Genomic DNA, 24,764 nt, shown 5'->3' with positions numbered 1-24,764 from the left:
TGAACACGCCGCTCTCAGCCGCGGACCCCGAGAGTTACGCTTCCACGTGCTCCTCGACGAACCAGTGGATGATGTGGCCCTCAGCCCGATGGAGCACGTCGCTACACGTCGCGTTCGCGACGTCGAGCGCCTCCGCCACGTCGCCTAACGTCGATTCCCGAGGTGCGCGGTAGTAGCCTGCGTCGACGGCAGCCAGCAGCACTTCTTGCTGTCGGTCAGTCAGCAACTGGTCCGCTCGACTCGCGTCGATCTCGCGGACGTGCTCGATCGCGAAGCCGATACCCAAATCGTCGAGGTGATCGCCGAGACTCGAGAGCCGGCTCGTCGACGTCGTCACCTCCCACGTGGCCGTCCCGTCCTGGATATCGAAGGGCATCTTGAGCGGGACACCGGCTCGCAGGACCGGGAGAAGCGGGAGCGGGTTCGCCGTCTCGATCTGGAGGAGCGCCTCGTCGTCGTGTTTCCAGAGTAGTTCGAGGTCCTCGACGTCGTCACGTGACTGAATGTCGGTAATGAGCGGCAGTGGGTCGGTAGTCTTGAGCCTGACCAGTCCGATCCCGGTCCCTTCGCCGGGAATACTCGTGACGACTTGAAACACCACCTCCGGATGCGCGGTCGAGAGATCCCCGATCCAGGTGTGGTCCGGAATATCGACGGAGAGTTTCGCGTGTGGCATCGTCGGTAGCGTCCCCTAACGGACCGCTCATAATAGCGGTGGATGCGAACATGTGAGGATGTACCTCAATAGCTCGTGCTGATCACTAACCAGCCGAGGAGTGTAGAGACACGTAATGTCGGTACTCCGCGAATACGTGGCTAGCGGACCGGGCTCTCGATTTCACGTCGTCCGCGTTTCTATCGTCAGGGAGCTGTCGCGTGTCAAGCAGGAGGCGGCACCTGCTGTGGCTCGTGTCTCGTCCGCCCCTTCGAAACCGGGGGTGAGTAGTCAGTAATGTTTGATGTGAGTGAGTGGATCACGGACAATGCTCGGCTCGTCATCGCGGTCATGGTCGTCGCGTCCGCGGTCGTCGCCGCTGGCGTGCCGATGGTCGACCGCTCGACGTCGCTCGATCAGTTCCAGACCGACGCCGACGAAGCCGACGCGCTCGAGTACGTCGACGCGAACTTCTCTCGCGGAACGACTGACACGACGTCAGCACAGGTCATCGTCCGAGACGACGACGTCCTCGATAAGGGGACGCTCGTGTCCATCCTCGAATACGAACGGGCGCTCCAGACCAACGAAACAGTCAACGAGACGCTCGTCGAGAACGACTCCACCCGAAGTGTCGCGAACGTCGTCGCGACCGCAGCGATCCGGGAAGACCGGGCCGCCGAGCTCCAGACTCGCGAACGCGAATTGGCCAGGACGGAGGCGCACCTCGCCGAAGCCCTCGATTCGCTCGAAAGCAACCCGAACGCGAGCGTCCGCCCCGCGTTCGATGCCGTCGACGCCAACACGTCAGTGGGCCTCACGGAGGAGGATTACACCCTGTTCGCGGCCGCCGTCGAGGAGCGACGCGAATCAACTGACGACAACGAAACAACCCCCACGGCCACCGCACAAAACGAGACAGGAGACAGGAGCGTCACGGAACAGATCCTCGCGGACGAGTACGCACGTCTCGCCGAGGACAGGCGCGAGTTGGCGGAGCTCGACCCCACGCTCGAGAAGCAGCTCGAGGAACTCCGGTCGCTCAGCGATTCGGAAGTCGGGACCCTCGTCGCAGACGTCCTCGCCGGGGATTCGGACCGGTCGGCACGCGCGCTCGCCTTCATGCCCGACTACTACGAACCGGGATCGACGGGGACGAACGCGACGCTGCTCGTCGTGACCCAAGAGTCCGCAGGCGGGTCGTTCGCCCCCGGTGACGCACCCGAGGAGATCGAGGACGCACAGGCCGCCATGACGGACCTGGCACCGGACGACGACTCGATGGCCGTCCTGGTCTACGGTGACGGGATCGTCTCGACGGAGATCACGAACTCGATGATCGACAGCGTCCTCCTGGTCGGCCCGCTGGCGATCGCGTTCGTCTTGCTCGTGCTCGTGGTCGTCTATCGGGACCTGCTCGACATTCTGCTCGGACTCCTCGGGATCGTGCTCGTTCTCGTGTGGACGTTCGGCGCGATGGGGTGGTTCGACATCGCGTTCAGCCAGCCGTTCATCGTCGTCCTCGTCCTGTTGATCGGCCTCTCCATCGACTACGGCCTCCACGTCGTGATGCGCTATCGGGAGGCTCGCGAGTCGAGCGGGACTCCACCCCGTCGCGCGATGGCTGTCGCGCTCGGGAGTGTCGGCGTCGCACTCGTCTACGTCACCACGACGACCGTCATCGGCTTCCTCTCGAACCTCACGAGCCCGCTCGGGGTCTTCCGCGAACTCGGCGTCGTCAGCGCCATCGGGATCGTGGCCACGCTTCTGGTCTTCGGCCTCCTCGTTCCGGCGCTGAAGGTCGAACTCGACGAACTGCTCGAACGCCGGGGGATCGACCGGGTGAAACCAGCCGTCGGAACCGGGGGTGGGCCGGTCAATCGCCTCCTCGATACGGGTGCGACGCTCGCAACGAAGGCTCCCTACGTCGTCATCGTCGTCGCGCTCCTCGTCAGCGCCGCAGGTGCGTACGGGGCGACAGGGATCGACGCCAGCTTCGAACAGTCGGACTTCCTCGCGGAGGATCCAGACGACTGGGTGAAGGACCTCCCCGATCCGATCGCGCCGGGGACGTACACGGCGGGGACGGCGATAGACACGCTCGACCGGGACTTCGTCAGACAGGACACCACAGCCACGATACTCGTCAGGGGCGACGTGACCGATCCCGCGACGCTCGACCGGCTCGATGCCGCACGCACGAACGCCAGCGACATGTCGGCGACGGAGACGTACGCCGACGGTGAGCCCGCAGTGACCGACCCGGTCACGGTGATGGATCGCGTCGCGGCGGACGACGAGTCGTTCAACCGGACGCTGTCGGCCGCCGACACCGACGGTGACGGCGTCCCCGACGAGAACGTGACCGCCGTCTACGACGACCTCTACCGGGTCGCACCCGAGGAGGCCGCCGACGTCGTCCACCGGGAGGACGGCGAGTATCAGGCCCTCCGGATGGTCGTGACCGTCGACAGTGGCGTCGCCGACGAGGTCGTCCGCGACCAGATGGGGTGGATCGCCGACGACGCGGAGGGGGAGGGCGTTTCCGTCATCGCGACCGGTGACGTGATCCTCAACCAGATCACGGCCGACCAGCTCGCGGAGACGGCGCTCCTGAGTCTCGTCGTCGCGCTGCTGTCGGTATTTGTCGTCCTCGCGGTCGCCTACCGGCTCACCGAAGGCAGCGCGTCGCTCGGCGCCGTCACGATCGTCCCCGTCGCGTTCACCCTGACGTGGGTGCTCGGGACGATGGCACTGTTGAACATCCCGTTCAACATCGTGACCGGGATGATCACCGGGCTCACCATCGGGCTCGGCGTCGACTACAGCCTCCACGTCAGCGAGCGGTTCAACCAGGAACTCGCCGAAGCGGAGACGGTTACGGCAGCACTGCACGAAACCCTAACCGGCACCGGCGGCGCGTTGCTGTCGAGCGCGGCCACGACCGCCGCCGGGTTCGCCGTGTTGCTCGTCGCGATCCTCCCGTTCCTCCAGTCGTTCGGCCTCATCACCGCGCTGACGATCGTTTACGCGTTCCTCGCCAGCGTGTTCGTCCTCCCGAGCTTGCTCGTCGTCTGGGCACGGGTCATGAACCGAGGTCCCGGATCGGGACCGCCGACGAGTGGGTAGGATCGTTCGCCCGCGTACGGAACCCGCGCCTCCGAACACGACCGTCAGCGCTGACCCGACCCGCTTGCTCACATGGACTCCGGTACCGGCCGTTTCGAGCTCTATTCGACCGCGATCATCGGGAAGTCGGCCACCGGTAAGTACAGTCCGTGTTCTCAACTCTTCCCACCGACGAGGGTGGGGTGAGAGCTCTCACCCGTGACCGATATTCGCGTCGGTGAGCCCTAGGGCCAGAGGAGCGGCGCCTCGCCAATCGACGCCGACCCCGTGACGAGGGCGGTTCGGCCGGACTGTGAAACCGAGCGGTCCTCGAACGCACCGACCGTCCCGTCGGACTGGCTGTCGACCCACGACTGGACGGCGTCGAGGTCGACGTCGTCGGCGTCCGCATGGACGAACGCCCACTGACCCTCGGCGGCGTCGCCGTCGAACGAGAGCGCGCTTCCATCGGCGACCATCCCTTCGAACACGCCCTGCGCTACTCCGGAATCCGCGACGGTCTCACGGGTCCGTCCGTACGTCATGGCGTCCCCGTCGAGGGCGTCCAAGAGGTCGACCATGGGTTCCCGAGCGGCGGCGTAGCGTGGGGTTTCACCGGCGCCAGTGTCGATCACGGCACGGGCGGCATCGACGGGTTGCTGAACGTTCCCGGTCGAGACGACGCGGTCGTCGGCGACCGCAACGGAACTGGTCGGGCTCCCACTCCCGTCCGGGACGTAGAGTGTGTACTCCCGGTAGGTCGTCCGCTCGACGTAGCCGTTCCCCTCGAGTGCGTCGGTCAGTTTGTCCTTCGAGCGGGAGCAGGCGGCGACCCCGGCGACGCTGCCTTCGACCAGCCAGTCGACCCGATCGACGCCCAAGCCGGCGGGGCCGAGGTGGTAGTCGACGAACGATTCGACGTCCCGGTACGCCTCGGCGTCGACTGCCGACTCGCGGACGGCAAACGTCGAGACGTCGATGGCGGCGAACGGGTAGTGACCCGGATCCCGAACCGTTCCGGGTTCGTGGAGCCAGTCTCGGAACTCGTCCGTCCGTTCGTCGGGACGTGGAGGGCTGAGGGAACAGCCAGCGAGCCCGGCGGCGCCGGCAGCAGTCAGCGCGCCGAGCAGGGTGCGGCGTTCCAGTGTAGGGACCATGCGCCATGGCTTTCGAGTCGCTTTCTTAACAGGTTTCTGGAATCGTTCGGCACCCCTCGCTGCGACTCCGTACACCACTCGGGACCTCCGTTCCGAGATTACAGCAGGTAGCCTCGGGGCCTTGATCGCTGGATGGCTCTAAGTCCCCCCGAGTGCCTATCAGCGATCACCCTAAACTGACGTCGAGATACAGCATCACAATGACGCCCGCCATCACCCCCAGGGTGGCAGTCCGTTCGTACCCTCGGGTGTGGGTTTCGGGAATGATCTCGTCGGAAATCACGAACAGCATTGCGCCCGCGGCGAAGCCCATCGCGTACGGAAGGATCGGCTCGACGGCACTGACCGCCAACGCGCCGAGCACTGCGAGCGGGATCTCAACGATACCGGATCGCAAGCCGGCGAAGACGGCATAGGACCGCCGATCCAGCCCGGCATTGATCGCGGCCACAGAGACGGCGAGGCCTTCGGGGATGTTTTGAATGCCGATAGCGAGCATCAGCGGGATCGCGTTCGCGATGTTCCCGGATCCGAATCCGACACCCACTGCCAGCCCTTCGGGCATGTTGTGGAGCGTGATCGCTAAGATGAACAGCACGACAGGAGCCAGCCGCTCGTTATCGAGCGGCAGGGACGTGCTCGGGTTGGCCTCGTCCCTCCGTCTGCGCCCGGTTAGGAGGTAGTGTGCATGGGGGATGAGCGCATCGGCTTGATCGAGAAAGAGGACGCCGAGTGCGACACCCACCAGCGTCGGGATCGGATTCCCCCCGGAGTATTGCTCGATTCCGGGGATGATGAGGCTCGTGAACGCTGCGGCCAGCATCACCCCGGCCGCAAACCCGAGCGCGCCATCGAGGGCACGTTCCGACGGGTCCCGCCAGACGAACACCAGCATCGCGCCGAACAGGTTTAGCCCCGCGATCACAACCCCGCCGACGAACCCTTGGACGACCGGGTTTTCGCCGGCGACGCGAACGAACAGTTCAGCGATCGAGATCATCGCTTTAGTCCCGAATCCACCTGCACCCAGATAAATTAGCCCGTTTTGCCCTCCTCTCCCGCCTCCGGTCGGGGGTATGCGCTCGGATCCTCATCATCCGACGATCGTTACGGGCCCCCGGGGCTCGTCACGATCGCACAGGTCGCTTGAATGATGGCCGGGGGCTGACTCGTCCAGATCACTCCTCGAGCAGCCACCCGAGGCGCTTCTCCCAGTACTCCTCGCTGGGTGTCCCTTCCTTTTCGCGGTCGTCTTCCGGTCTCGGATCCGGCGTTCGGGCACGTCCCGCCGCTCGTTGAGCGCGTGCCTCGAACCGTCCCCCTCGCCGGACCCCACGTACAGCCCTCGATCCGTGTGCAGTCGGACTCCGGGCCGACAGCAGCGGCGTCCCGCAGCCTCGTCGCGTGTTTCCGGACTCGGATCCGACGCCGTAGATGAACGAGCTCCGGACCGCCGTGAGCTCGGCATCGGTCCGACCCTCCCGAGCAAGTATCCTCAACACGGGGGCGGTCGTAGTACCACGCGATGCCCTCTGACACGAGCGGTGAGTTCCCACCCGGCCCCGACGGCCTCCCCGTCGTCGGCGCGGTCCCGCAGTCGATCCTCGGCGGCCTCGAGTTCACGGAGTCCGTCGCTCACGAGTACGGCGACGTCGTCCACTGGGAGGGGTTGGGCGAGCACTTCTACCAGTTCAACCATCCGGAGCACATCGCTCACGTGCTCGTCCACAACAACACGAACTACGTCAAGGGCGAGCAGTTCCAGCGGATCCTCCGTCCGCTGACCGGCAACGGCATCCTCAACAGCGAGGGCGAGGCGTGGCGCCGGAACCGACGACTGATGCAGCCCGCCTTCCACCCCGACCGGATCAGCGTCTACGGCGAGATGATGACCGACCAGACCGCGCGATTGCTCGACGACTGGTCGGCCGGCGAGACCCGGTCGATCCACGAGGACATGATGGAGTTGACCCTCCGGATCGTCGCCGAGGCGCTGTTCGGCGTCGACATCGACCGGTACGTCGACGAGATCGAGGCGGCGATGAACAGCTACCTCCCCGCCACCGCCAGCCTCTCGAACCTGCTCGTTCCCGAGGGCGTCCCGCTCCCGTCCCGGCGAAAGATGGCCAGCGCGCGGGCGACCCTCGACGAGGTCGTCGACGACATCATCGCCCAGAAACGCGACGACCCCGGTGCGGACGACGTGATCTCGATGCTGCTCGAAGCGCAGGCGGACGGCGCACCCCTGGACGACGAGCAGATCCGCGACGAGGCGATCACCCTGCTCACCGCCGGCCACGAGACGACCGCGGTGTCGCTCACCTACACGACCTACCTGCTCGCCCAGCACTCGGGGATCGAGGAGAAGCTCGTCGCGGAACTCGAAGCCGTGCTCGGCGGTGAGCGCCCGACGATGGCGGACCTGCCCGACCTGACGTACACCGAGCGCGTCGTCGAGGAGTCGATGCGGCTGTTCCCGCCGGTGCCGAGCATCGTTCGCGAGACGAAGGAGTCCGATCACGTCGGCGGCTACGAGATCCCCGCCGGGTCGCGGGTGTTCCTGAGCCAGTGGGTGGTCCACCGCGACGACCGGTGGTACGACGACCCGTTGGCCTTCCGCCCGGAGCGCTGGACCGACGACCTGCGCGATTCGCTCCCCCAACTCGCGTACTTCCCGTTCTCCGCCGGCCCGCGCCGCTGCATCGGCGACCGGTTCGCAATGCTCGAAGCGCGACTCATCCTCGCGATGCTCTACCAGCAGTACCACCTCGAACTCACCTCGGGCCGTACCGTCGAGGTGATCCAGACGGTCACCTCCCGACCCGACGAGGAGATCCGGATGCGGCTGCACGAGCGATAGCCGGCGTGGCGGTCCCAGCCTCCTTGCCGGGAGATAGGCCGGTTAGCTCAGGTCGGCTCGGCGGAACGTGAGATACCCGGCGACGAGCGGGACGACAGCCCAAGCGAGCATGATGACCACGAACACCGCCGGATCGAGGTACCCCGGTGCTGGGCCGCCGAGTCGCGCTTCCACGGCAGTTCCGCCGCCGAGCAACAGCCGCTGGACGAGCGCGTTGTACGCCCCGGTCGGACTGAACCCCTGCAGGAGCAGGAACCACCCGGGCACGACTTCGCCGGGCATCTCGCCGGTGACGAGCAAGTGAACCGCGTTTGGGGCCAGGTCCCAGAGCAGCGTCAGCCCGAGGTACGCCGTGATCGCCAGCGTCATCGCCCGGGATCGCGTCTTCGTGACGGCGGAGATCCCGATGGCGATGCCGACGAACGAAACGCCGAGAAGGACGGTCAGGATCGTCGTTCCAACGAACGCCCCCACGGGGAGGCCGCCGTAGAGTGCCGCCGTGACGACACCCGAGACCGCGAACCCCAGCGTGAGTCCGATCGCGACCACACCGCTCCGGCCGAGGAACTTCCCGAAGAGCACTTCGCCCCGCGACGGCGGGAGCCCGAGGATCACCTTCAGGCTCCCCGACTCCCGTTCGCCGGAGATCGCGAGGTAGGCGGCGATCAGCGCCATGATGGGGACGAGCAGCCCCGCGAACTGCGACGCGCCGCCGATCGCCATCTCGACACCGCCATCGACGTCGGGCACGAGGAGGGAGACACCCGCGGACAGCGACGTCATCACGGCGATGATCACGACGATGCCCCAGATCATGCGCGACCGGAGGGCGTCGGCGAACTCCTTGCGAGCGATCGTCAGCCAGATCGGCGCGGCCGTCATCGCTCCCCCTCCGGAGCGCCGACCTGCCGGGGCGCATCGCCGGTGTAGGCGCTGAACAGGTCCTCCAACGACGACTCCTCGATCGTCACGTCGAGCACTGCCGCACCATCGTCGCGGACGCGGTCGATCACGTCGACCTTCGCTGTGGCCTCGTCGACGCGTACCCGAATCGTTCGGTCATCGACGGCAACGTCGGAGACGCCGGCGATAGCCGCGACCGTCAGCGAGTCCGGGACGGAATCGACCGTGAGCGTCACCGTCGACCCAGTTCCGAGCGCGTCGCGGAGCCCGGCGATCGAGTCGACGGCGACGAGTCGACCACGGTTGAGGATCGCGACGCGGTCACAGACCGCCTCGACCTGGCTGAGAATGTGGCTCGAGAAGAAGACCGTCCTCCCCCGGTCGGCGTGGTCCCGAGCGATCTCACGGACGAGACGGACGCCGTTGGGGTCGAGTCCCGACGACGGCTCGTCGAGGATCAGTAGCTCCGGGTCGCCGACGAGGGCGATCGCGAGGGCCAATCGTTGGGTCATCCCCTTCGAGTAGCCACCGACGACGCGATCGGCAGCCGACGCGTCGAGCCCGACTCGATCGAGGAGGTCGTCGACGTCGTCGGTCGCTCGTTTCAACGAGATCGCGTACTCGAGGTGTTTCCGCCCGGAGAGACGGTCGTAGAGGCCGTACCCGTCCGGCAGAATACCGACCCGTTCGTGGATCGCTCGCGTCTCCCGCTGGGCGTCGAAACCGAGAACCGTCGCACTCCCGGCCGACGGCCTGACGTAGTCCATGATCACGTCGATCGTCGTGGACTTCCCGGCGCCGTTGGGGCCGAGAAAGCCGAATATCTCGCCCTCGTACACCGTCAGGTCGAGGTCGTCGACGGCCAACACGTCCTCCCCGTAGCGTTTCGTCAGCCCCCTCGTCTGGATGGCGACCGGCTCGTCGCCGGCCGATCCCCGTGCGTCCGATAGTGAACCCGTATCCATATTGTCCGTACGTGTACATCTCCCAAAATACTACGGTATTAGGTGTGTAGACTAATCGAGGAGGGGATGGTGGCGGCGATAGCCTCCGTCGTGTATGTCCATCGCGGCCTCACCCAAGTGAACCAGTACGTCGCCGGGACCGACAGTCTCGTCGAACCGGTTGAGCATGTCGCTAGCCCCCGAGATGAACTGACGATCGCGGCACGTGACGACTTCGAATGCCCGAGATGGTGATCGGAACTGAGGTATCGCGCCAGGGTGGTTCGCGCGTTCTGAGCGAGGGTCGTAACCCTGCGCCGGCCGTGGTGATACCCCACGGAGAGGGCGTTTCAACCGCCGGGCGCCCCCCTTGGTTCACCGGGCAGGCTGCTGGACTCCCCGCCGTGGAGGAAGGGATCGGTCACTCCCCGCGTTCGAACTCCGGGTCGAACATCCGTGCCGACAGCGGTGCCGGATCGCCGTCGGTGAGGTTGTACGCCGAGAAATCGGTGACTCCCGCCTCACGGAGCAGGGCTTCGTCGTAGAAGCTGTTGCCCGTACACGCCGACGGATCGCGTGCCAGGATCTCGAGCACTGCATCGGAGACGATCTCCGGGGTGCGCCAGTCGTCCTCGGTCCCGAGCCCGAAGTACCGGGTGGCGCGGGTGTCGATCGTCGTCACCGGCCAGAACGTGTTACAGCCGACGTCGGCGCCCGCCAACTCCTCGGCGAGCGAGAGCGTGATAAACGACATCCCGAGCTTCGACCACGCGTACGGGGCTTTCCCCGGCGAGCGGTCAGTCACGACCGGCGGCGAGTTCGATAGCAGCCACGCCTCGTCAAGTTCCGCGAGGTGATCGGCGAACGAGTGCGCGACGAGGTGGCTCCCGCGGACGTTCACGTCGGTTAGCAGATCGAACCTGTCGGCCGGCAGGTCGGCGATGTTCGCCAGCTGGATGGCGCTCGCGTTGTTGATGACGACGTCCACCTCACCGAAGTGGTCGATCGCCTCCTCGACGACCGCCTCGACGCGGGCCTCGTCGCGGAGGTCGAGTTCGAGCGCGAGGGCCTCGACACCGCGGTCACGCACCTCGCGGGCCGTCTGCTCGATGGATCCGGCGAGATCCGCGTCGTCGTCGTCGGTCGTCTTGCCCGTCGAGACGATGTTACAGCCGTGGTCGGCGAGTGCGAGCGCGAGCTGTTTGCCGATCCCGCGGGTCGTTCCGGTGATGAACGCCGTCGAGCCCGAGAGGTCCGGGGTCGCGAGTGCCATGCCTTCGGGTCGGCCGACCGAAGTATAATTCCCGGTGTCCAAGCGACAAACGCGGAGCTACCGGTCTCAGTGGATGATCAAGCCGTGTGTCGGAGGGGAACTCGTGGCCGAAACCGATGCGACGTGTTCAGTGCCCGCGAAACGACCCTCCGATCCCGGTTGCCAGGGGTTCTGACTGCGCCCTGTGTCGACGCGGACATCATCGCCGAGCACGCCCAGCCGACGATCAGTCAGGCGTCTGCTGGCGCCGGATCGTCGACCTCGCTGCCGGCATCCGGAACGAACACGTACAGCGCGCCTGCCGTCAGCACCGCGTAGCAGTCCTGAGAGGCGTCGTGGACGACTCGCGTCTCGGAGTCGATGGCGACATCGACGAGCGCCTGGAGCGACGCCATCGGAACGACGAAGGGGTGCGCAGCGAGCGTCGCGGGGAGCTCGCCGGTCGAGATCCACTCGGCGTACCGGAGCCGGTGGACGGTGGCCCGTTCGCGGGTGACCGAGAACTCGCGGCCGTACCGAGCAGCGCCGATCGCCAGCCCGCCAAGCACGGCCAGCACGCCGAACAGGGGCGTCCAATGGGGAACGACGACGCTGCCCAGTTCGGGGAGCGGTACCTCGAACACCTGCCGGGGGTCAGGCTGGGTCACCGACGTGGTCGTGGGGTGGTCCTGGCGGAGGTCCGTCGTCGGCAGCCGGTAGGCGTCCTCGCTCACGGAGAGCGGCGCCCGGTTCTCGAGGGTCCCCTCGTACTCCGGACCGTCGTACACAGTCTCCACGTGGAGGTACGCGGTTATCCCGCCGGCGTCGCCGATCTCGTCGCGCATCGTGTTCAGCGTGCGCGCGATCTCGGCGATCTCGATCGAGACGGTCGTGTTGACGGCCTGGCCCTCCTGCTCAACGCGGTCGGTCGTCGTCCGGAGCACGTCGCGGCGCTCACGAAACACGCCATCCGCGGACGACGACGCCTCGTACACGATCGAGAGCCGTTGCTCGATGTCGACGCCGTCCGGCGGGGATCGGGTTGAGGCCGTCACCGAGAGGTTCGGGGCGACCGCGCGGATGTACACCGGTTCGTCGGTCAGCACTTCGCCGTCGTCGTACATCGCGTGCTCGCCCTCGACCGGTGCCCGCATCGTCGTCCCCGTCTCGACGGTTGCGCTGTCGGTCACTTCCGTCACCGTCGTCGTCGGTGGGTACATCAGCGTGGCGGCGACGCCAACGACGCCGACCACGAGCAACACGACGCCGAGGGTCCGGAGCGGCCGGCCGTGGGTCGCCACGACGTAGCGGATCTTCGCGGCCGGAATCACGTGGCGGTCCCCTCGATCGGTACGCGTCTGCCGGAGGCCGTGGCGTCGATGTCGCCCGTTTCTGCGGCAGCGTCGAACACGATTTCGCTCCCGTCGAGCGAGTCGTCGTCGGGAACGTCGACGTCGACGGTGAGGCTCGCGCCCGGCCCGAGGTCGGTGCTGTAGGCGTCACCGACCGACGCGCCACCGACGACCAGACTCGCGTTCGCGGGGGACGCGCTCGTGAGCGAGACCGAGACCGTCGCCGTGCTCTCGAAACCGTTGGTGACGACGACGAGTTGGTCGACCGTCCCGACGCTGACGTTCGCGGCCGTGTCGAGCGACAAGGAGGCCTCCTGGTCGTTCACGACGTCGACACCGGCCCCACGGTCGACATCGCCCGTCGAGTAGGAGGCAGCAGGAAGGACGGCTGCACCGACGAGCAGCACGGCCGTCAGGAGGACGACGACCGGAAGTACACGGCGGGACCGACGGCGGGAACGTCCGCTCATCGCGGGTCCCACCACGCGGTGCGTGACCGTGACCGACTCTCGATCGGTGCCCGGCCGTCGACAGCGAGTCGGTGGACGGCGTACGCCGGTGCGACGACGGTCCCGATCGTGGCGAGCGCCGCCGTGACGGGGTGGAACGCGTGCAGCGCGCGCACGAGGCCGTACGGCAGGACCGCCGGGTAGTAGTACGTCGTCACCGTCGCGTCGTAGGCGCCGCGCTCCGCCCGTGCGGGGACGTCGACGACTACGTCGAACACGTCGCCGTTCGCGGCGACATCGGCGATCGTGACGCCCGTCCCCTCGACGAACTGGTAGGTGTATCGCGGGCCGGCCGCGACTTCGATGGTCCTGCTCACGGCTTCGCCGAGCGGGAGGACGCGCCCCCCGTCGGCGTCAGTCGCCACGGCGGTGAACGCCATCGTGTACGTCGGCGCCGAGTACGCGAGTGCGATGGCGCTCCCGACGACCGTCGTGAGGACGAGCGGCGTGATCAGGTCGTCGACGCGCACGAGGTCACGGGCGCGGGGGTTCCGCTCCAGGAGGCCGCCGCCGAGCAGCACGGCCAGCACGCCGAGCGGCCAGTAGGTGGAAAGCAGGGAGACGACGCTCGCGAGCCCCGGGATCACCACCGGTCGGTCGCCGAGGGTGAGTACCTGCCCGACGACACGGTCAGAAGTGACGACTGGGTGGCCGGTTGCCTGGTCCGTCGCGGGGTTAGCGTCACCCTGTGTGACGTAGCCCGCCTCGGTGACGTCGACGACGCGATGGGTGACGTACTCGCCGCGGTAGTCGGAGTCGAACACGAGGACGTCGCCGACCGACACGTCGCCGGCCGGGACGACGACGTAGCCGTCGCCGGTCCCGATCGTCGGCTCCATGCTGTCGCTGTAGACGTACGAGAGTTGGACGGGCGTCCCGGGCAGCGCCACTACGAGGACGCTACCAACCGCTAAGAGGACCAACACTCGACGAATCATCGAAATGGTGGAGCGGATTAGTTCGCCGAGACAGTCAGCGTCCCGTCGAGGTCCGTCGCACCCGACGCGACACCGGTCGTGTCGATCGTCATGACCGCACGGATTTCCTCGGCGGCAGCCGCAGTCCAGGTCACGTCCGTCGTGCTGTCGACGGTGCCCAGCGAGGTCGCGTCCGTCCAGTCGGTCCCCTGCTGGAACAGTTCGAACGTGACGCCGGCGGTGTCGTAGCCGAGCGTGAACGACCGCTCGGAGCCGTCGTTATTGATAATCGAGAACGCGTGGGACGTGTCGATGTTCGCCCCGTCACCGTAGACGAACGTCCCGTCCGTGTTGAGGTCCTGAACCGCGATCGAGAGCGCGTCCCCGCTCTCCGTGACACCTGCCGTCGTGCCGGCGTTGAGGCCGATCAGCGCCGAGGAGGCGTCCGTCGCGACCGCGAACGTCGCATCACGGGTGACAGTCGCGCTCGTGTACGCTGCCGTGCCGACACTGGTTCCGAGGATCGCTCCAACGCTTGCAATCACCGTTCTTCGTTGCATACCCCATCGTACCGTCCAGAGACGGAGGTGTGGCTCCGTTGGGTAGCCAACTTCCAACTCACTCGAGGGTTGGGTAGTAAACCCCTCCCCTCGGCGGACGCCCCGTCGGCGGCCGTTCACTCGGACGCCGAAACGGACAGCACCTGTCGGAACGCCTCCTCGAACAGGGCCCGCTCGGCCTGACGGATGTGTTGATACACCGCTTGCGAGGAGATGCCGAGTTTCTCCGCCAGGTCGTCGCCGGTGCACTGGCGCGGCGACTTGAAGTAACCGCTGAGGTACGCCACGTGGAGCACCTCGCGCTGGCGCGACGTGAGCGACTTCCGGAACGCGAGCAGACGGTCGTAGTCCGAGCGCGTGTCGGCCTGGGTCCGCTTTGCGAGCAGCCGCGAGCCGTCGAACCGGTCGAGGACGGCCGTGACGACCGGTCGAACGTCCTCGGCCCGGGCGACGTCGACGCTCGCGCGAACGGTCTCGGACGTTGCGGAGAGGTCTCCGAGCCGAAGGGCGTACTCCCGGATCCCGGTACCGAGCACCGATATCTCGAGAGCCAACTCGACGACACCCGCGCCGTCGTCGTCGGCTGCGACCGTCGCTTCACTGATCGTACTCATCGACGCGCCAGCGGCCGCAACATCCGCGGGATCGGCACCCTCGACCGCGAGGAACACCCGGGATCGGCCGTCGGGTTCGGGAATTACGCCCTGCACCGCGAACTCGGCACCGGTACTGGTCGCGAGGCGGCCGAGCAGGTGGCGTTCCGGCGGGATGTCGAACTCGAGTTCGACAGTCTCGTCGGACCGCAGTCCTCGACGCTGCTCGATCGAGTGGAGCGTCTCCCCGACCGTCGCCGCGACTGCCGAGAGCAGATCGGCGAACTGCTCGTCGAACGTCGTCCGGTCGGTCGCCAGCAGCGAGAGCACCGCATCGGTGGCGCCGCCGACCTCGATGGGAACCGCCATCACCGACTCGACGCCGTTGGAAAGCGCCGCCCGTCGCCACGGCTCCCGGGTGAGGCCGGTCGCCGCGTTCTCGACGTGGACGCGTGTACCGGTGCGCACCGCGACGACGGCCGGTTCGTCGCTCGTCTCGAGATCGAGCGGGACGGCGTCGAGATACTGCGGGATCTCCCCGGCCCACGCGCGCCGGTCGAGTTGCTTCCCGTCGGTCGGGGTGCCGATCCACGCGAGTTTGATCCCCTCGATCCGGCCCAGTTGGTCACAGACCGCCTCGAACACCTCGGCCCGGGTGTCGGTGCGGAGCAGCGTCTCGTTGAGGCCTCGCAGCGTCGCGTTGAGCCGTTCCAGCCGTTGTAGCTCGTTCGTCTGCTCGCGGAGTGCCGCCTTGCTCGAGTGGGCCTCCCGGGCCTTCTCGATCCGCTCGAAGGCGGCGGCTGCCGCGTTCGTGAGTATCTGCGCGAACTCCTGGTCGTCGTCGAACGATCGCGCGTGGTCGTACTCGACGACCAGCACGCCCGCGGCCCCGATCGGGAGCGCGGCCGCGTGGGCTGGCTCGTCGACGCCCCCGCGTTCGAAAACGGAGTCGCGGATGTCGACCGGCTCGCCGTCGATGAACGCGCGGGCGATCGGCCTCTCGGGGTCGAGCGGGACCTCCGTCACCACACCGTCGGGTGACGTGGCGTCGACGACCGCCAACCAGTTCTCGGCGGGGTCGTGGCGGAACACCACGGCCCGGTCGACCCCGAGGAGGTCCGTGACCGTCGAGAGAACGCTCCCGGTCACCTGCCGGGGTTTCTCGGCGCTCACGATCTCCGTCACCGCGGCGTGGAGCGCCGAAAGCGTCTGTTCGTAGCGCTTCCGGTCGGTGATCTGTCGGGCCTGTGTCAGCACGAACGTGCTGCCCTTGATCTCGATCGGTTTGAACTGGAGTTCCATCCAGAAGCGCTCGCCGTCCGCCCGCCGGCTACACTCCTCGGTGCTAGTGGCCCCCTCCCGAGCCGCCTGCCGGAGACGGTCGAGCAGCGTCGTCTCCTGTTCCCGCTGTGGCGGGATCGTCCCGATGTCGGAGATACCCATTCCCATCAGCTCGGACCGGTCGAGTTCGAGCATCTCCCGGAACACGGGGTTGGCGTCGACGAACGCCCCCGTCTCCGGATCGTTCAGCGCGATGCCGTCGGCGGCCTTCCGAAACAGCTCCCGGTAGCTCACCTCGGCGCGTTCCGCCTCGACGGCAGTCTCGACGCGTTGGGCCAACACGGGGAACTGCCCGGCGACGTCCGACTTCCGGAAGTAGTCCGTGAGGCCGGCGGAGACCGCCTCGCTCGCGACGCTCTCCGAACCGCGACCCGTGAGGAGGATGAACGGGAGATCGGGCCACTCCTCCCGGACCGTCCGCAGAAGCTCCAGCCCGTTCATCCCGGGCATCTCGTAGTCCGAGACGACGCAGTCGACGCGCTCGTCGATCAGATCGAGCGCGGCGGTCGGGTCACCGACCGACTGCACATCGAACTCCCCCTCGACGTGCTCGAGGCTATCTCGCAGCAGCGTCCGCATCTGCTCGTCGTCGTCGACGTGGAGCACCCTGATGGAGTCACGTTGGAGGGCGGGAAGTCGCGACATATTGGCTCCGCGAGTACTCCGATAACGATTGCAGCACCGATAGGCGATTTGGCTCCGAGAGTGGTAATTCAGCCCCCGTCACACGAGCACATAGGTCGGGGGCGCACAGTAGAGGGCGAGGAGATCGCCGACAAGCGCACGAATGATGACCGTACCACCTCTGTCGGGGGTTTGCCTAGCGCCCCGGGGAAGTGCAGAGTTTCAGCGTGACCGCCGATGGTACGCGAACCGAAACGAATCTCGGTCGTTACACACCTCCGGCGAGATCGGTTCGGGGTGTCGGCCCGCCGGTCACTTCGGCGGCCGCAGCCGGTAGTACCGGCGATTGAGGTCGTACATGTACCCCTCTCGCATCGTCTTCAGCACTGCGTAGGAAATCGCCGCAGCGATCGGCGGCAGGAGGAACGTCAGGTCGAACAGGAGCGGCGGCGACATCGGCACGAGGTTCTTCGCCGAGTAGACGGCGATCGTGAACGCGAACACGGTGCCGCCGACGCCGATCGCCGCCCAAAACGGCTGTTCGACCGGTCGTCTGGCACTCCCCTTGTTCAGGAACGGGACGATCGAGATCGTCCCGACCACGACGACGTTCGCCAAAACGCCGTAGATCTTGTCACTGACGACCTTCTCGCCGCCCAAAACCGCAAGTTCAGGGTTCAACGGACCGAGTTTCAGGAGGCCGAACGACCAGTAGAGGTACCAGTCCGGGAGGATGATCGCCGGCGTCACGCTTCGGTTAGCGGGATCCCCGATGTGGGGCGGGAGTGTCGCCGCCAGTAACAGGAGCATGCCGACGAAGAACGTGGCCAGTGCGAGGTTTCGGATCAACTCGTGGGGCCAGGTGGGGAAGCCAAGGACGTCTCGCTCGACGTACGTCGACTCCTGACGCAGGTCCTGGTCTTCCCGGCGCGCGCGCTCGAAGTACTCGTAGGTGAGTCGGGGGAGACCAGCGCGTCGGCGCTTGCGCTCACCCCACGTCGGCGTCTCGTCGTCGGGAGAAACGATGTTCGCTCCGGCGCCGTCGGTTCGCGGTTCGTCGTCGGTTCGGTCGTCTGCGGTGGGCTGTGACATTGCTGTGGAGGGTCGTCGCGGTTTCGAACGCCATCGCTCGGTTGGTGCGTGCAACGGTGGCCGAAACGCGTGCTCGATGCGGGAATGCGTGAACAGGGTATGGCCGAGGGGACCGTAAGGGCTCGCAGGAACGAGTTCCTGTTCGCGAACCGATACTTCATCGTGGTGGGCCTAGCGCCCCCGGGATGGGTGATGGGGATCGGGACCGGACGCCCCTGGATCGGATTCCAGAATACTGATTGTCACTACGATGCAACGTCGAGGGGATGTCCCCCACACAGCACGCCCGGCAGCGGCCGGAAGACGTGTTCGCCCTCCTCGCGAACGACATCCGGCTCGACATCCTTCACGAGCTCTGGGACGCAGGTCCGGAGCCGCTCTCGTTCTCCGAACTCCGCACACGGGTCGGCGTCGACGACTCCGGGACGTTCAACTACCACCTCGATCAACTGCGCCCGGCGTTCGTAACGAAGGACGGCGAGGCCTACACGCTCACGTACGTCGGTCGACAGACCGTTGGAAGCGTCACGTCGGGGCGGTTCAGCGCGGCGGAGGAGGTCGACCTCGAGCCCGTGCCGGCCGGCGACTGCATCCACTGTGGCTGCACCACCGAAGCGACGTACGACGATGGGTTCGTCGTCGTCGAGTGTTCGGCGTGTAACGAACTGCTGATCAAGATGTCGGTGCCGCCGATCCTCGTCGCATCCGCCGATCCGGACACGCTCCCGGACGTGGTCAACAAACACGTCCTGACCCGGACCGAACGCCTGAGCCGCGGGTTCTGTTCACTCTGTCGGGGGCGCGTCGACGCCGCGCTCACCACGGGATCGGACGAGAAGTCGATCACCCACCGGTCTGAGCTGGACGTTCGATTCACGTGCCGGGAGTGCGGTGCCAGATCCCGGCTGAACGTCGCGGCAGTCGTGATGGACCACCCAGCGGTCGTCTCGTTTCTCTACGACGTTGGCATCGACCGGCGGAAGACCCACGTGTGGGAACTCGAGTCGCTCTTGGACCCCGAAGCGACGATCGAGCGCCGTGACCCCCTCGAACTAACCCTCGTGTTCGAAATCGACGGGGTAAGTCTCTCGGTCACCGTCGACGAGACAGCCACGGTACTGCGACACGAACGCCGCTGACGGAACGCGGTCGACGGTACTCGACGAACGCGTGCCTGCGCTTGCTGATCGCCCGTCGGAGCTGTTCCTCGGTCGTCCGTCCCCCGCTCCCGAGGTCGTCGCCGATTTCTTCGGACAGACACCACTCCGCCGCCCAGGATTACTTAAAGTCATCTCCTAATGGAGAGGATGGGCCCATTGTGCTGCCGCCCGATGCTACGGATATTCATGGACGAGTCTGCCGACAAGGAGAACCGGATCCGCGAACCGAGCGAACAGTGGCGAGAGTATCAGGGCGCTCCGACCGGCACCGACCTCGAGTGTGAGGGGTGGCGACAGGAGGCAGCGTTCCGACTGCTGAACAACAATCTCGACCCGGAGGTGGCCGAGGACCCCGAGAACCTCGTCGTCTACGGTGGGACGGGGCGAGCGGCGCGCTCCTGGGACGCGTACGACGCCCTCCTCGACGAACTCCGCGGCCTCGGGGACGACGAGACGTTGCTCGTCCAGTCGGGCAAGCCAGTCGGGACGTTCGAGACCCACGAGCGCGCGCCGCGTGTCCTCATCGCGAACTCGAACCTGGTCGGGAACTGGGACTCGTGGGACCACTTCCACGAACTGGAGGCCGAGGGGAAGATCATGTACGGGCAGATGACCGCGGGGTCCTGGGCCTACATCGGGACCCAGGGCATCATCCAGGGGACCTACGAAACGCTGGCCGCCGCGGGACGCGAGCACTTCGACGGCACCCTCGAGGGGTCCATCGTCGTCACCGGCGGGCTCGGCGGGATGGGCGGGGCCCAACCGCTGGCCGTGACGATGAACCACGGCGTCTGTATCGCCGCCGAAGTCGACGAGGAGCGTATCGACCGCCGCCTCGAAACCGGCTACGTCCAGGAGAAGACCGACGACCTCGACGCGGCCATCGACGCCGCAGTCGACGCCGCCGAGCGCGGCGAGGCCTACAGCGTCGGCGTGCACATGAACGCCGCGGACATGCTCGAGGGGATGCTCGACCGCGGGTTCGTTCCGGACATCGTCACGGACCAGACGTCGGCGCACGACGAACTGGAAGGCTACTACCCCTCCGGGTACACCGTCGACGAGGCCGACGAACTCCGGGCCGCTGACCCCGACAGCTACGTCGAGGAGAGCGTGGACACCATGGCCCGCCACGTCGCCGCCATCCTCGAGCTGCAGGACCGCGGCGCCGTCGCGTTCGAGTACGGCAACAACATCCGCGGCCAGGTCGCGGACCACCGCGGGTCGGTGACCACGTCGACGGGGGCCGAACACGACCCGTTCGACTTCCCCGGGTTCGTCCCGGAGTACATCCGGCCGCTGTTCTGCCGGGGGAAAGGACCCTTCCGCTGGCTCGCGTTGTCGGGCGAGGAGGACGACATCTACCGCACGGACGAGGCGGTCAAGGAGCTGTTCCCGGAGAAAGCGGCGCTCCACCGCTGGATCGACCTCGCGCAGGAGCGCGTCCCGTTCCAGGGGCTCCCGAGTCGGGTGTGCTGGCTCGGCTACGAGACTGACGACGACGGGGTGACCGAACGAGCCCGGTTCGCGCTCCGCATCAACGAGTTGGTGCGGGAGGGCGAGATCGCGGGTCCGATCGTCGTGACGCGGGACCACCTCGACGCCGGCAGCGTCGCGAGCCCCAATCGGGAGACGGAGGCGATGCGGGACGGCACCGACGCGGTCGCCGACTGGCCGATCCTGAACGCGCTGTTGAACACCGCTGCAGGGGCCGACATCGTCAGCGTCCACGACGGCGGCGGCGTGGGGATCGGCAACGCCATCCACGCCAACAACCACGTCGTGCTCGACGGGACGGACCTCGCCGCCGAGAAGGCCGAACGCGTCTTCACGACGGATCCGGGGATGGGCGTCGTCCGCCACGCCGACGCGGGGTACGAGGACGCGATGGACGAAGCTGACCGCTCGGACGTGCACGTCCCCCTCTCCGACTCATGAGTGGATTCACCGAACCCGACCCGTGGCACGGCCCGTCGTCGGACCCGAACGACGAGCAGATCGGCGATATCGTCCACGGGACGACAGTCGACGCTGCGGGCGCGTACGACACCGTGTTCGTCGGCGAGCCCTACGACGGCGCCGTCATCGGTCGTACCGGGGCTCGCGAGGGCCCGGCGGCGGTTCGCGACGCCCTCGCCGCGACGAAGACGCACCACTTCGCGGAGGGCCCGCTCGGCCCCATCGGCGACGTGGGAGACGTCGACACCGATTGGACTCGCACCGTTTCGGAGGTGCAACACGCAGTCGAGACCACGGTCGAACCGCTCCACGACGCCGGCGTGCTCCCGGTGTTCCTCGGCGGGGACAACTCGCTGACGGTGCCCAACGTCGCGCCGCTGCTGTCGGGCGACTCGGTCGGCGTCGTTAGCTTGGACGCCCACCTCGACTGTCGCGAGATCCGCGAGGGGCCGACGAGCGGGACGCCCTACCGCCAACTGTTCGACCGCGGGCTGGACTCGCTGGTCGTCCTCGGCGCGCGCCACTTCGAGACGAGCACGCGCTATCACGACTACCTCGACGGGCAGGGTGGGCGGATCCACTCGGCCGCGTCGGTCGGCGCCGATCCCGCGGGGGCGGCGGCGACCGCTTTGGAGGAGCTGTCGGCGGTCGATACCGTGTACGTGAGTCTGGACGCCGACGTGCTGGACGCGGCGACGGCGCCGGGCGTGAGCGCGCCGACGCCCGGCGGGCTCACCGGCCGGGAACTGTTCGCCGTCCTCGGCCGACTGGCGGTCGACGACCGCGTCGCCGGGTTCGAAGTGGTGGAGTGTGCCCCGTCGCTCGACCGTGACGGACGGACGGTGACGGTGGCCGCGCGGGCGATCGCACACTTCCTCGCTCATCGAGGTGGGGGGCAATGACGGTCGACCTCCTGATCCACGACGCCAGCGAAGTTCTCGTCGGCCCCGACGAACAGCTGCTCGAGGCGGCCAGCGTCGTCGTCGAGGACGGCGAGATCGTGGCGACTGGGCCCACAGCGGAGATCGAGCGACGCTACCCCCGCGAGAACGCGGCCCAGACGATCGACGCCTCGGGGCAAGCCGTGATCCCTGGGTTCGTCGACTCCCACACCCACGCGCTGTTCGCCGGCGACCGGTCGGACGAGTTCGCGGCGAAACTCCGCGGGAAGACGTATCAGGAGATCCTGGCCGAGGGCGGCGGGATCCACCGAACCGTCGACGCAGTCCGTGCGGCCTCGCGGGAAACGTTGCTCGACAACCTGCTGGCCCAACTCGACGTGCTGCTCGCCCACGGGACCACGACGGTCGAAGTGAAGTCCGGCTACGGGCTCGACCTCGAGACCGAGCTCCGGATGCTCGAGGTCATCGACGAGGCCGACGACCGGCATCCGGTCGACGTGATCGCGACGTTCCTCGGCGCCCACGCGGTCCCGCGGGACAGCGACGCCGACGAGTACGTGGCCCGGGTGATCGACGAGTTCCTGCCGGCCGTGGCCGATCAGGGGATCGCGGCGTTCAACGACGTGTTCTGTGACGAGGGTGCGTTCACCGTCGAGCAGTCACGGCGCGTCCTCGAAGCCGGCGCCGAGTACGGGCTGACGCCGAAGATCCACGCCGAGGAGCTCGCCCGGACCGGCGCCGCCCAGCTGGCCGCGGACGTGGGAGCGGCGAGCGCCGACCACCTGCTCATGGCGACGCGGGAGGACGCCGAAGCGCTGTTCGAGGCGGGCGTGACGCCGGTGTTCCTCCCGGGGACGGCCTTCGGGCTCGACACCGAGTACGCCGATGCAGGGATGTTCCGCGCAGTCGCCGACGAGATGGGCGTCGACTCGCCCGCGATCGCGATCGCGTCGGACCTCAACCCGAACTGCTACGCACAGAGCATGGGCTTCGCGAGCACGCTCGCCTGCGTCGGCATGAAGCTGGCGCCGATGGACGCGCTGGTCGCCGCGACCGCGGGCGGGGCCCGCGCGCTGAACCGCACGGACGGGCTCGGGACGCTTCGGGAGGGCGCCCCGGCAGACCTCGCGATCGTCGACGCGCCGACGGCGGTCCACGTCCCGTACAACTTCGGCGTGAACGCCATCGAGACGGTTATCAAGGGAGGTCGTGTGGTCCATGAGTGACGTGATACTCGACGGGCAGTCGTTGACGCCGGCGGGAGTGGAAGCGGTCGCGCGTGACGGGGCGACGGTGAGCGTCGCCGAGCCGGCCCGCGAGCGACTCCGCGAGTCACGGGTCCGCGTCGAGGACGTGATGGCGACCGACGAGGCGGTGTACGGGCTGAACACCGGGTTCGGCTCGCTCGTCAACGAGCGCATCCCGGCCGAGGACATCCGCGCCCTCCAGACGAACCTCCTCCGCAGTCACGCCTCCGGCGCCGGCCGGTACCTGTCGCCCGAGGAGGTCCGGGCGATGATGGTGTCGCGCGTGAACTCGCTGGTCAAGGGGTACTCGGGCGTCCGCGAGGTCGTCGTCGACCACCTCGTGACGATGCTGAACGAGGGCGTCCACCCCGCCGTTCGGTCGCGGGGGAGTCTCGGCGCGAGCGGCGACCTCGCCCCCCTCGCCCACATGGCGCTGGTGCTCCTCGGCGAGGGAGAGGTACTCGACGGCGACGGCCACATCGGCGGCGAGACGGCGCTGGAGCAGGTAGGGCTGGAGCCACTCGAACTCGAACCGAAGGAGGGGTTGGCGCTCATCAACGGGACGCAGCTGACGACGGGCCTCGCGGCGCTGTTCGTCGTCGACGCCGAGCGAGTGCTCGAAGCGGCCGACGTGGCGGGCGCCCTGACGACGGAAGTGACGATGGGGACGACCGCGAGCTGTGACGCCGCGATTCAGGAAGTTCGTCCGCACGACGGCCAGTGTGAGACGGCGCGGCGGATCAAACGCCTGACGGCCGACTCCGAGATCGTCGAGTCCCACCGCAACTGTGACCGCGTGCAGGACGCCTACTCCGTCCGATGTATCCCGCAGGTGCACGGCGCCGTCCGCGACGCGCTCGACCACCTGCGGTCGGCCGTTGAGACGGAACTCAACAGCGCGACGGACAACCCGCTCGTCTTCGACGCCGACCGGGTCGACAGCCGGTCGAGCGGCGGGGAGTCGGCGGCGGTCCTCTCCGGCGGGAACTTCCACGGCGAACCGCTCGCGCTGCGGCTCGATTACGCCGTCAACGCGCTCACCGAGTTGGCCACCATCTCCGAGCGCCGGACGAACCGGATGCTCGATCCGAACCTGCAGGAGGCCCACCTGACGCCGTACCTGACGAACGATCCCGGGCAGGAGTCCGGGTTCATGATCGCGCAGTACACCGCGGCGGCGCTCGTCAACGAGCTGCGGTCGATCGGGTCGCCGGCGACGGACAACACCCCGGTCAGCGGCGGGCAGGAGGACCACGTGAGCATGAGCGGCCAGAGTGCGCTCCTCGCGGGAACCGCCGTCGAGAACGCGGCGTCGGTCGTCGCCGTCGAACTCCTCGCCGGGAACCGTGCGAGCGCGTTCGTCGACGACTCGCTGGCCCACGGGACGGGGACGGGAGTCGTCCGCGACCTCCTCAGTTCGGCGGTGCAGCCGTGGGACGGCGACCGGCCGCTGGACGACGACGTCGAACTGGTCGCCGACCTCGTCCGCTTCGGCGACCTCGGCGAGCAGCTGGAACGGACCGTTCTCGAAGAGTAGCACCGCGAGTGGGGCGGTTTCCGCTCGACGGTTCGCCGGCGTCGAACCGTACCGCTTGCGGACAGCCCGGTCCCGCGATGATTCTGTTAAGT

Annotated in this window: 19 protein-coding genes and 1 pseudogene; 7 read left to right on the top strand and 13 right to left on the bottom strand. The window is 67.4% G+C overall.

Annotated features, from left to right (window positions below; translation table 11 throughout):
- Positions 1-34 precede the first annotated feature (34 nt).
- On the bottom strand, positions 35-676 hold the full coding sequence (locus BMZ83_RS12135) for a helix-turn-helix domain-containing protein (protein WP_074879027.1): 642 nt from the start codon (positions 674-676) through the stop codon (positions 35-37).
- Between the two features lie 276 nt (positions 677-952).
- On the opposite strand from BMZ83_RS12135, the gene BMZ83_RS12130 reads away from it, so the two are divergent.
- Positions 953-3,784, top strand: a complete 2,832-nt coding sequence (locus tag BMZ83_RS12130) for an efflux RND transporter permease subunit (protein ID WP_074879025.1) — start codon at positions 953-955, stop codon at positions 3,782-3,784.
- Positions 3,785-4,008: 224 nt separating this feature from the next.
- Here the strand turns inward: BMZ83_RS12130 and BMZ83_RS12125 are convergent, their stop codons facing one another.
- The 3 genes and pseudogenes from BMZ83_RS12125 to BMZ83_RS17465 form a co-directional block, all read right to left on the bottom strand.
- Positions 4,009-4,920, bottom strand: a complete 912-nt coding sequence (locus BMZ83_RS12125) for a hypothetical protein (RefSeq protein ID WP_074879023.1) — start codon at positions 4,918-4,920, stop codon at positions 4,009-4,011.
- A 166-nt stretch (positions 4,921-5,086) separates the two neighbouring features.
- Positions 5,087-5,920 (bottom strand): ZIP family metal transporter, encoded by an 834-nt coding sequence (locus tag BMZ83_RS12120; RefSeq protein WP_074879021.1) that lies wholly within the window; start codon positions 5,918-5,920, stop codon positions 5,087-5,089.
- A gap of 178 nt (positions 5,921-6,098) precedes the next feature.
- Positions 6,099-6,311: pseudogene (locus tag BMZ83_RS17465) on the bottom strand (CBS domain-containing protein); the annotation flags it as partial.
- Between the two features lie 134 nt (positions 6,312-6,445).
- Here BMZ83_RS17465 and BMZ83_RS12115 point away from each other — a divergent pair.
- Positions 6,446-7,780: a cytochrome P450 gene (locus BMZ83_RS12115; RefSeq protein WP_074879020.1), complete on the top strand. Its 1,335-nt coding sequence runs from the start codon at positions 6,446-6,448 to the stop codon at positions 7,778-7,780.
- A gap of 42 nt (positions 7,781-7,822) precedes the next feature.
- Here the strand turns inward: BMZ83_RS12115 and BMZ83_RS12110 are convergent, their stop codons facing one another.
- The 9 genes from BMZ83_RS12110 to BMZ83_RS12070 form a co-directional block, all read right to left on the bottom strand.
- Positions 7,823-8,662 carry an ABC transporter permease gene (locus tag BMZ83_RS12110; protein WP_074879018.1) on the bottom strand — a complete coding sequence of 280 codons (840 nt, stop codon included), beginning with the start codon at positions 8,660-8,662 and terminating at the stop codon, positions 7,823-7,825.
- Positions 8,659-9,648: an ABC transporter ATP-binding protein gene (locus BMZ83_RS12105; RefSeq protein WP_074879016.1), complete on the bottom strand. Its 990-nt coding sequence runs from the start codon at positions 9,646-9,648 to the stop codon at positions 8,659-8,661. The genes BMZ83_RS12110 and BMZ83_RS12105 overlap by 4 nt, the downstream gene beginning before the upstream one ends.
- A 400-nt stretch (positions 9,649-10,048) precedes the next feature.
- Positions 10,049-10,900 (bottom strand): SDR family oxidoreductase, encoded by an 852-nt coding sequence (locus BMZ83_RS12100; RefSeq protein WP_074879014.1) that lies wholly within the window; start codon positions 10,898-10,900, stop codon positions 10,049-10,051.
- Between the two features lie 230 nt (positions 10,901-11,130).
- The gene (locus BMZ83_RS12095; RefSeq protein ID WP_074879012.1) at positions 11,131-12,210 is read right to left on the bottom strand and encodes a DUF5305 family protein; all 1,080 of its coding nucleotides are present in this window, start codon (positions 12,208-12,210) and stop codon (positions 11,131-11,133) included.
- Positions 12,207-12,701, bottom strand: coding sequence for a hypothetical protein (locus BMZ83_RS12090; RefSeq protein ID WP_143076952.1), 495 nt, complete (start codon positions 12,699-12,701; stop codon positions 12,207-12,209). The genes BMZ83_RS12095 and BMZ83_RS12090 overlap by 4 nt, the downstream gene beginning before the upstream one ends.
- Positions 12,698-13,684 (bottom strand): signal peptidase I, encoded by a 987-nt coding sequence (locus tag BMZ83_RS12085; RefSeq protein ID WP_281243263.1) that lies wholly within the window; start codon positions 13,682-13,684, stop codon positions 12,698-12,700. Before BMZ83_RS12085 ends, BMZ83_RS12090 begins: the two co-directional genes overlap by 4 nt.
- A gap of 11 nt (positions 13,685-13,695) precedes the next feature.
- Positions 13,696-14,217, bottom strand: coding sequence for a hypothetical protein (locus BMZ83_RS12080; RefSeq protein ID WP_143076951.1), 522 nt, complete (start codon positions 14,215-14,217; stop codon positions 13,696-13,698).
- A 116-nt stretch (positions 14,218-14,333) separates the two neighbouring features.
- Positions 14,334-16,796 carry a bacterio-opsin activator domain-containing protein gene (locus BMZ83_RS12075; protein ID WP_079990178.1) on the bottom strand — a complete coding sequence of 821 codons (2,463 nt, stop codon included), beginning with the start codon at positions 16,794-16,796 and terminating at the stop codon, positions 14,334-14,336.
- A 291-nt stretch (positions 16,797-17,087) separates the two neighbouring features.
- On the bottom strand, positions 17,088-17,867 hold the full coding sequence (locus BMZ83_RS12070) for a cytochrome b family protein (RefSeq protein ID WP_074879002.1): 780 nt from the start codon (positions 17,865-17,867) through the stop codon (positions 17,088-17,090).
- 266 nt (positions 17,868-18,133) lie between these two features.
- Here BMZ83_RS12070 and BMZ83_RS12065 point away from each other — a divergent pair, with 266 nt between their 5' ends.
- The 5 genes from BMZ83_RS12065 to hutH all read left to right on the top strand — a co-directional run bounded on the left by BMZ83_RS12065 (position 18,134) and on the right by hutH (position 24,672).
- On the top strand, positions 18,134-19,006 hold the full coding sequence (locus BMZ83_RS12065) for a winged helix-turn-helix domain-containing protein (RefSeq protein ID WP_074879000.1): 873 nt from the start codon (positions 18,134-18,136) through the stop codon (positions 19,004-19,006).
- A gap of 207 nt (positions 19,007-19,213) precedes the next feature.
- Complete coding sequence (hutU, locus tag BMZ83_RS12060; protein ID WP_074878998.1) at positions 19,214-20,965, top strand: urocanate hydratase; 1,752 nt, start codon at positions 19,214-19,216, stop codon at positions 20,963-20,965.
- A complete protein-coding gene (gene hutG / locus BMZ83_RS12055) occupies positions 20,962-21,888 on the top strand; it encodes a formimidoylglutamase (RefSeq protein ID WP_074878996.1) in 927 nt (308 codons plus the stop codon). The genes hutU and hutG overlap by 4 nt, the downstream gene beginning before the upstream one ends.
- Positions 21,885-23,114 (top strand): imidazolonepropionase, encoded by a 1,230-nt coding sequence (hutI, locus tag BMZ83_RS12050; RefSeq protein WP_074878994.1) that lies wholly within the window; start codon positions 21,885-21,887, stop codon positions 23,112-23,114. The genes hutG and hutI overlap by 4 nt, the downstream gene beginning before the upstream one ends.
- Positions 23,107-24,672, top strand: coding sequence for a histidine ammonia-lyase (hutH, locus tag BMZ83_RS12045; protein WP_074878992.1), 1,566 nt, complete (start codon positions 23,107-23,109; stop codon positions 24,670-24,672). The genes hutI and hutH overlap by 8 nt, the downstream gene beginning before the upstream one ends.
- Positions 24,673-24,764: the final 92 nt, after the last annotated feature.

Origin of the sequence: Halolamina pelagica (assembly GCF_900115675.1) — an archaeon.
Taxonomy (GTDB): domain Archaea; phylum Halobacteriota; class Halobacteria; order Halobacteriales; family Haloferacaceae; genus Halolamina; species Halolamina pelagica.
The sequence above is the reverse complement of the archived record's forward strand: the minus strand, read 5'-3'. Positions and strand labels throughout refer to the sequence as shown.

Bases quoted from the DNA above. Each gene is read 5' to 3' on its own strand.
- BMZ83_RS12105 (WP_074879016.1), bottom strand. From the start codon at position 9,648: ATGGATACGGGTTCACTATCGGACGCACGGGGATCGGCCGGCGACGAG.
- BMZ83_RS12100 (WP_074879014.1), bottom strand. From the start codon at position 10,900: ATGGCACTCGCGACCCCGGACCTCTCGGGCTCGACGGCGTTCATCACC.
- BMZ83_RS12135 (WP_074879027.1), bottom strand. From the start codon at position 676: ATGCCACACGCGAAACTCTCCGTCGATATTCCGGACCACACCTGGATC.
- hutU (WP_074878998.1), top strand. From the start codon at position 19,214: ATGGACGAGTCTGCCGACAAGGAGAACCGGATCCGCGAACCGAGCGAA.
- BMZ83_RS12120 (WP_074879021.1), bottom strand. From the start codon at position 5,920: ATGATCTCGATCGCTGAACTGTTCGTTCGCGTCGCCGGCGAAAACCCG.
- BMZ83_RS12090 (WP_143076952.1), bottom strand. From the start codon at position 12,701: ATGAGCGGACGTTCCCGCCGTCGGTCCCGCCGTGTACTTCCGGTCGTC.
- hutI (WP_074878994.1), top strand. From the start codon at position 21,885: ATGACGGTCGACCTCCTGATCCACGACGCCAGCGAAGTTCTCGTCGGC.
- BMZ83_RS12080 (WP_143076951.1), bottom strand. From the start codon at position 14,217: ATGCAACGAAGAACGGTGATTGCAAGCGTTGGAGCGATCCTCGGAACC.
- BMZ83_RS12065 (WP_074879000.1), top strand. From the start codon at position 18,134: ATGTCCCCCACACAGCACGCCCGGCAGCGGCCGGAAGACGTGTTCGCC.
- BMZ83_RS12130 (WP_074879025.1), top strand. From the start codon at position 953: ATGTTTGATGTGAGTGAGTGGATCACGGACAATGCTCGGCTCGTCATC.
- BMZ83_RS12125 (WP_074879023.1), bottom strand. From the start codon at position 4,920: ATGGTCCCTACACTGGAACGCCGCACCCTGCTCGGCGCGCTGACTGCT.
- BMZ83_RS12070 (WP_074879002.1), bottom strand. From the start codon at position 17,867: ATGTCACAGCCCACCGCAGACGACCGAACCGACGACGAACCGCGAACC.
- BMZ83_RS12115 (WP_074879020.1), top strand. From the start codon at position 6,446: ATGCCCTCTGACACGAGCGGTGAGTTCCCACCCGGCCCCGACGGCCTC.
- hutG (WP_074878996.1), top strand. From the start codon at position 20,962: ATGAGTGGATTCACCGAACCCGACCCGTGGCACGGCCCGTCGTCGGAC.
- hutH (WP_074878992.1), top strand. From the start codon at position 23,107: ATGAGTGACGTGATACTCGACGGGCAGTCGTTGACGCCGGCGGGAGTG.
- BMZ83_RS12075 (WP_079990178.1), bottom strand. From the start codon at position 16,796: ATGTCGCGACTTCCCGCCCTCCAACGTGACTCCATCAGGGTGCTCCAC.
- BMZ83_RS12110 (WP_074879018.1), bottom strand. From the start codon at position 8,662: ATGACGGCCGCGCCGATCTGGCTGACGATCGCTCGCAAGGAGTTCGCC.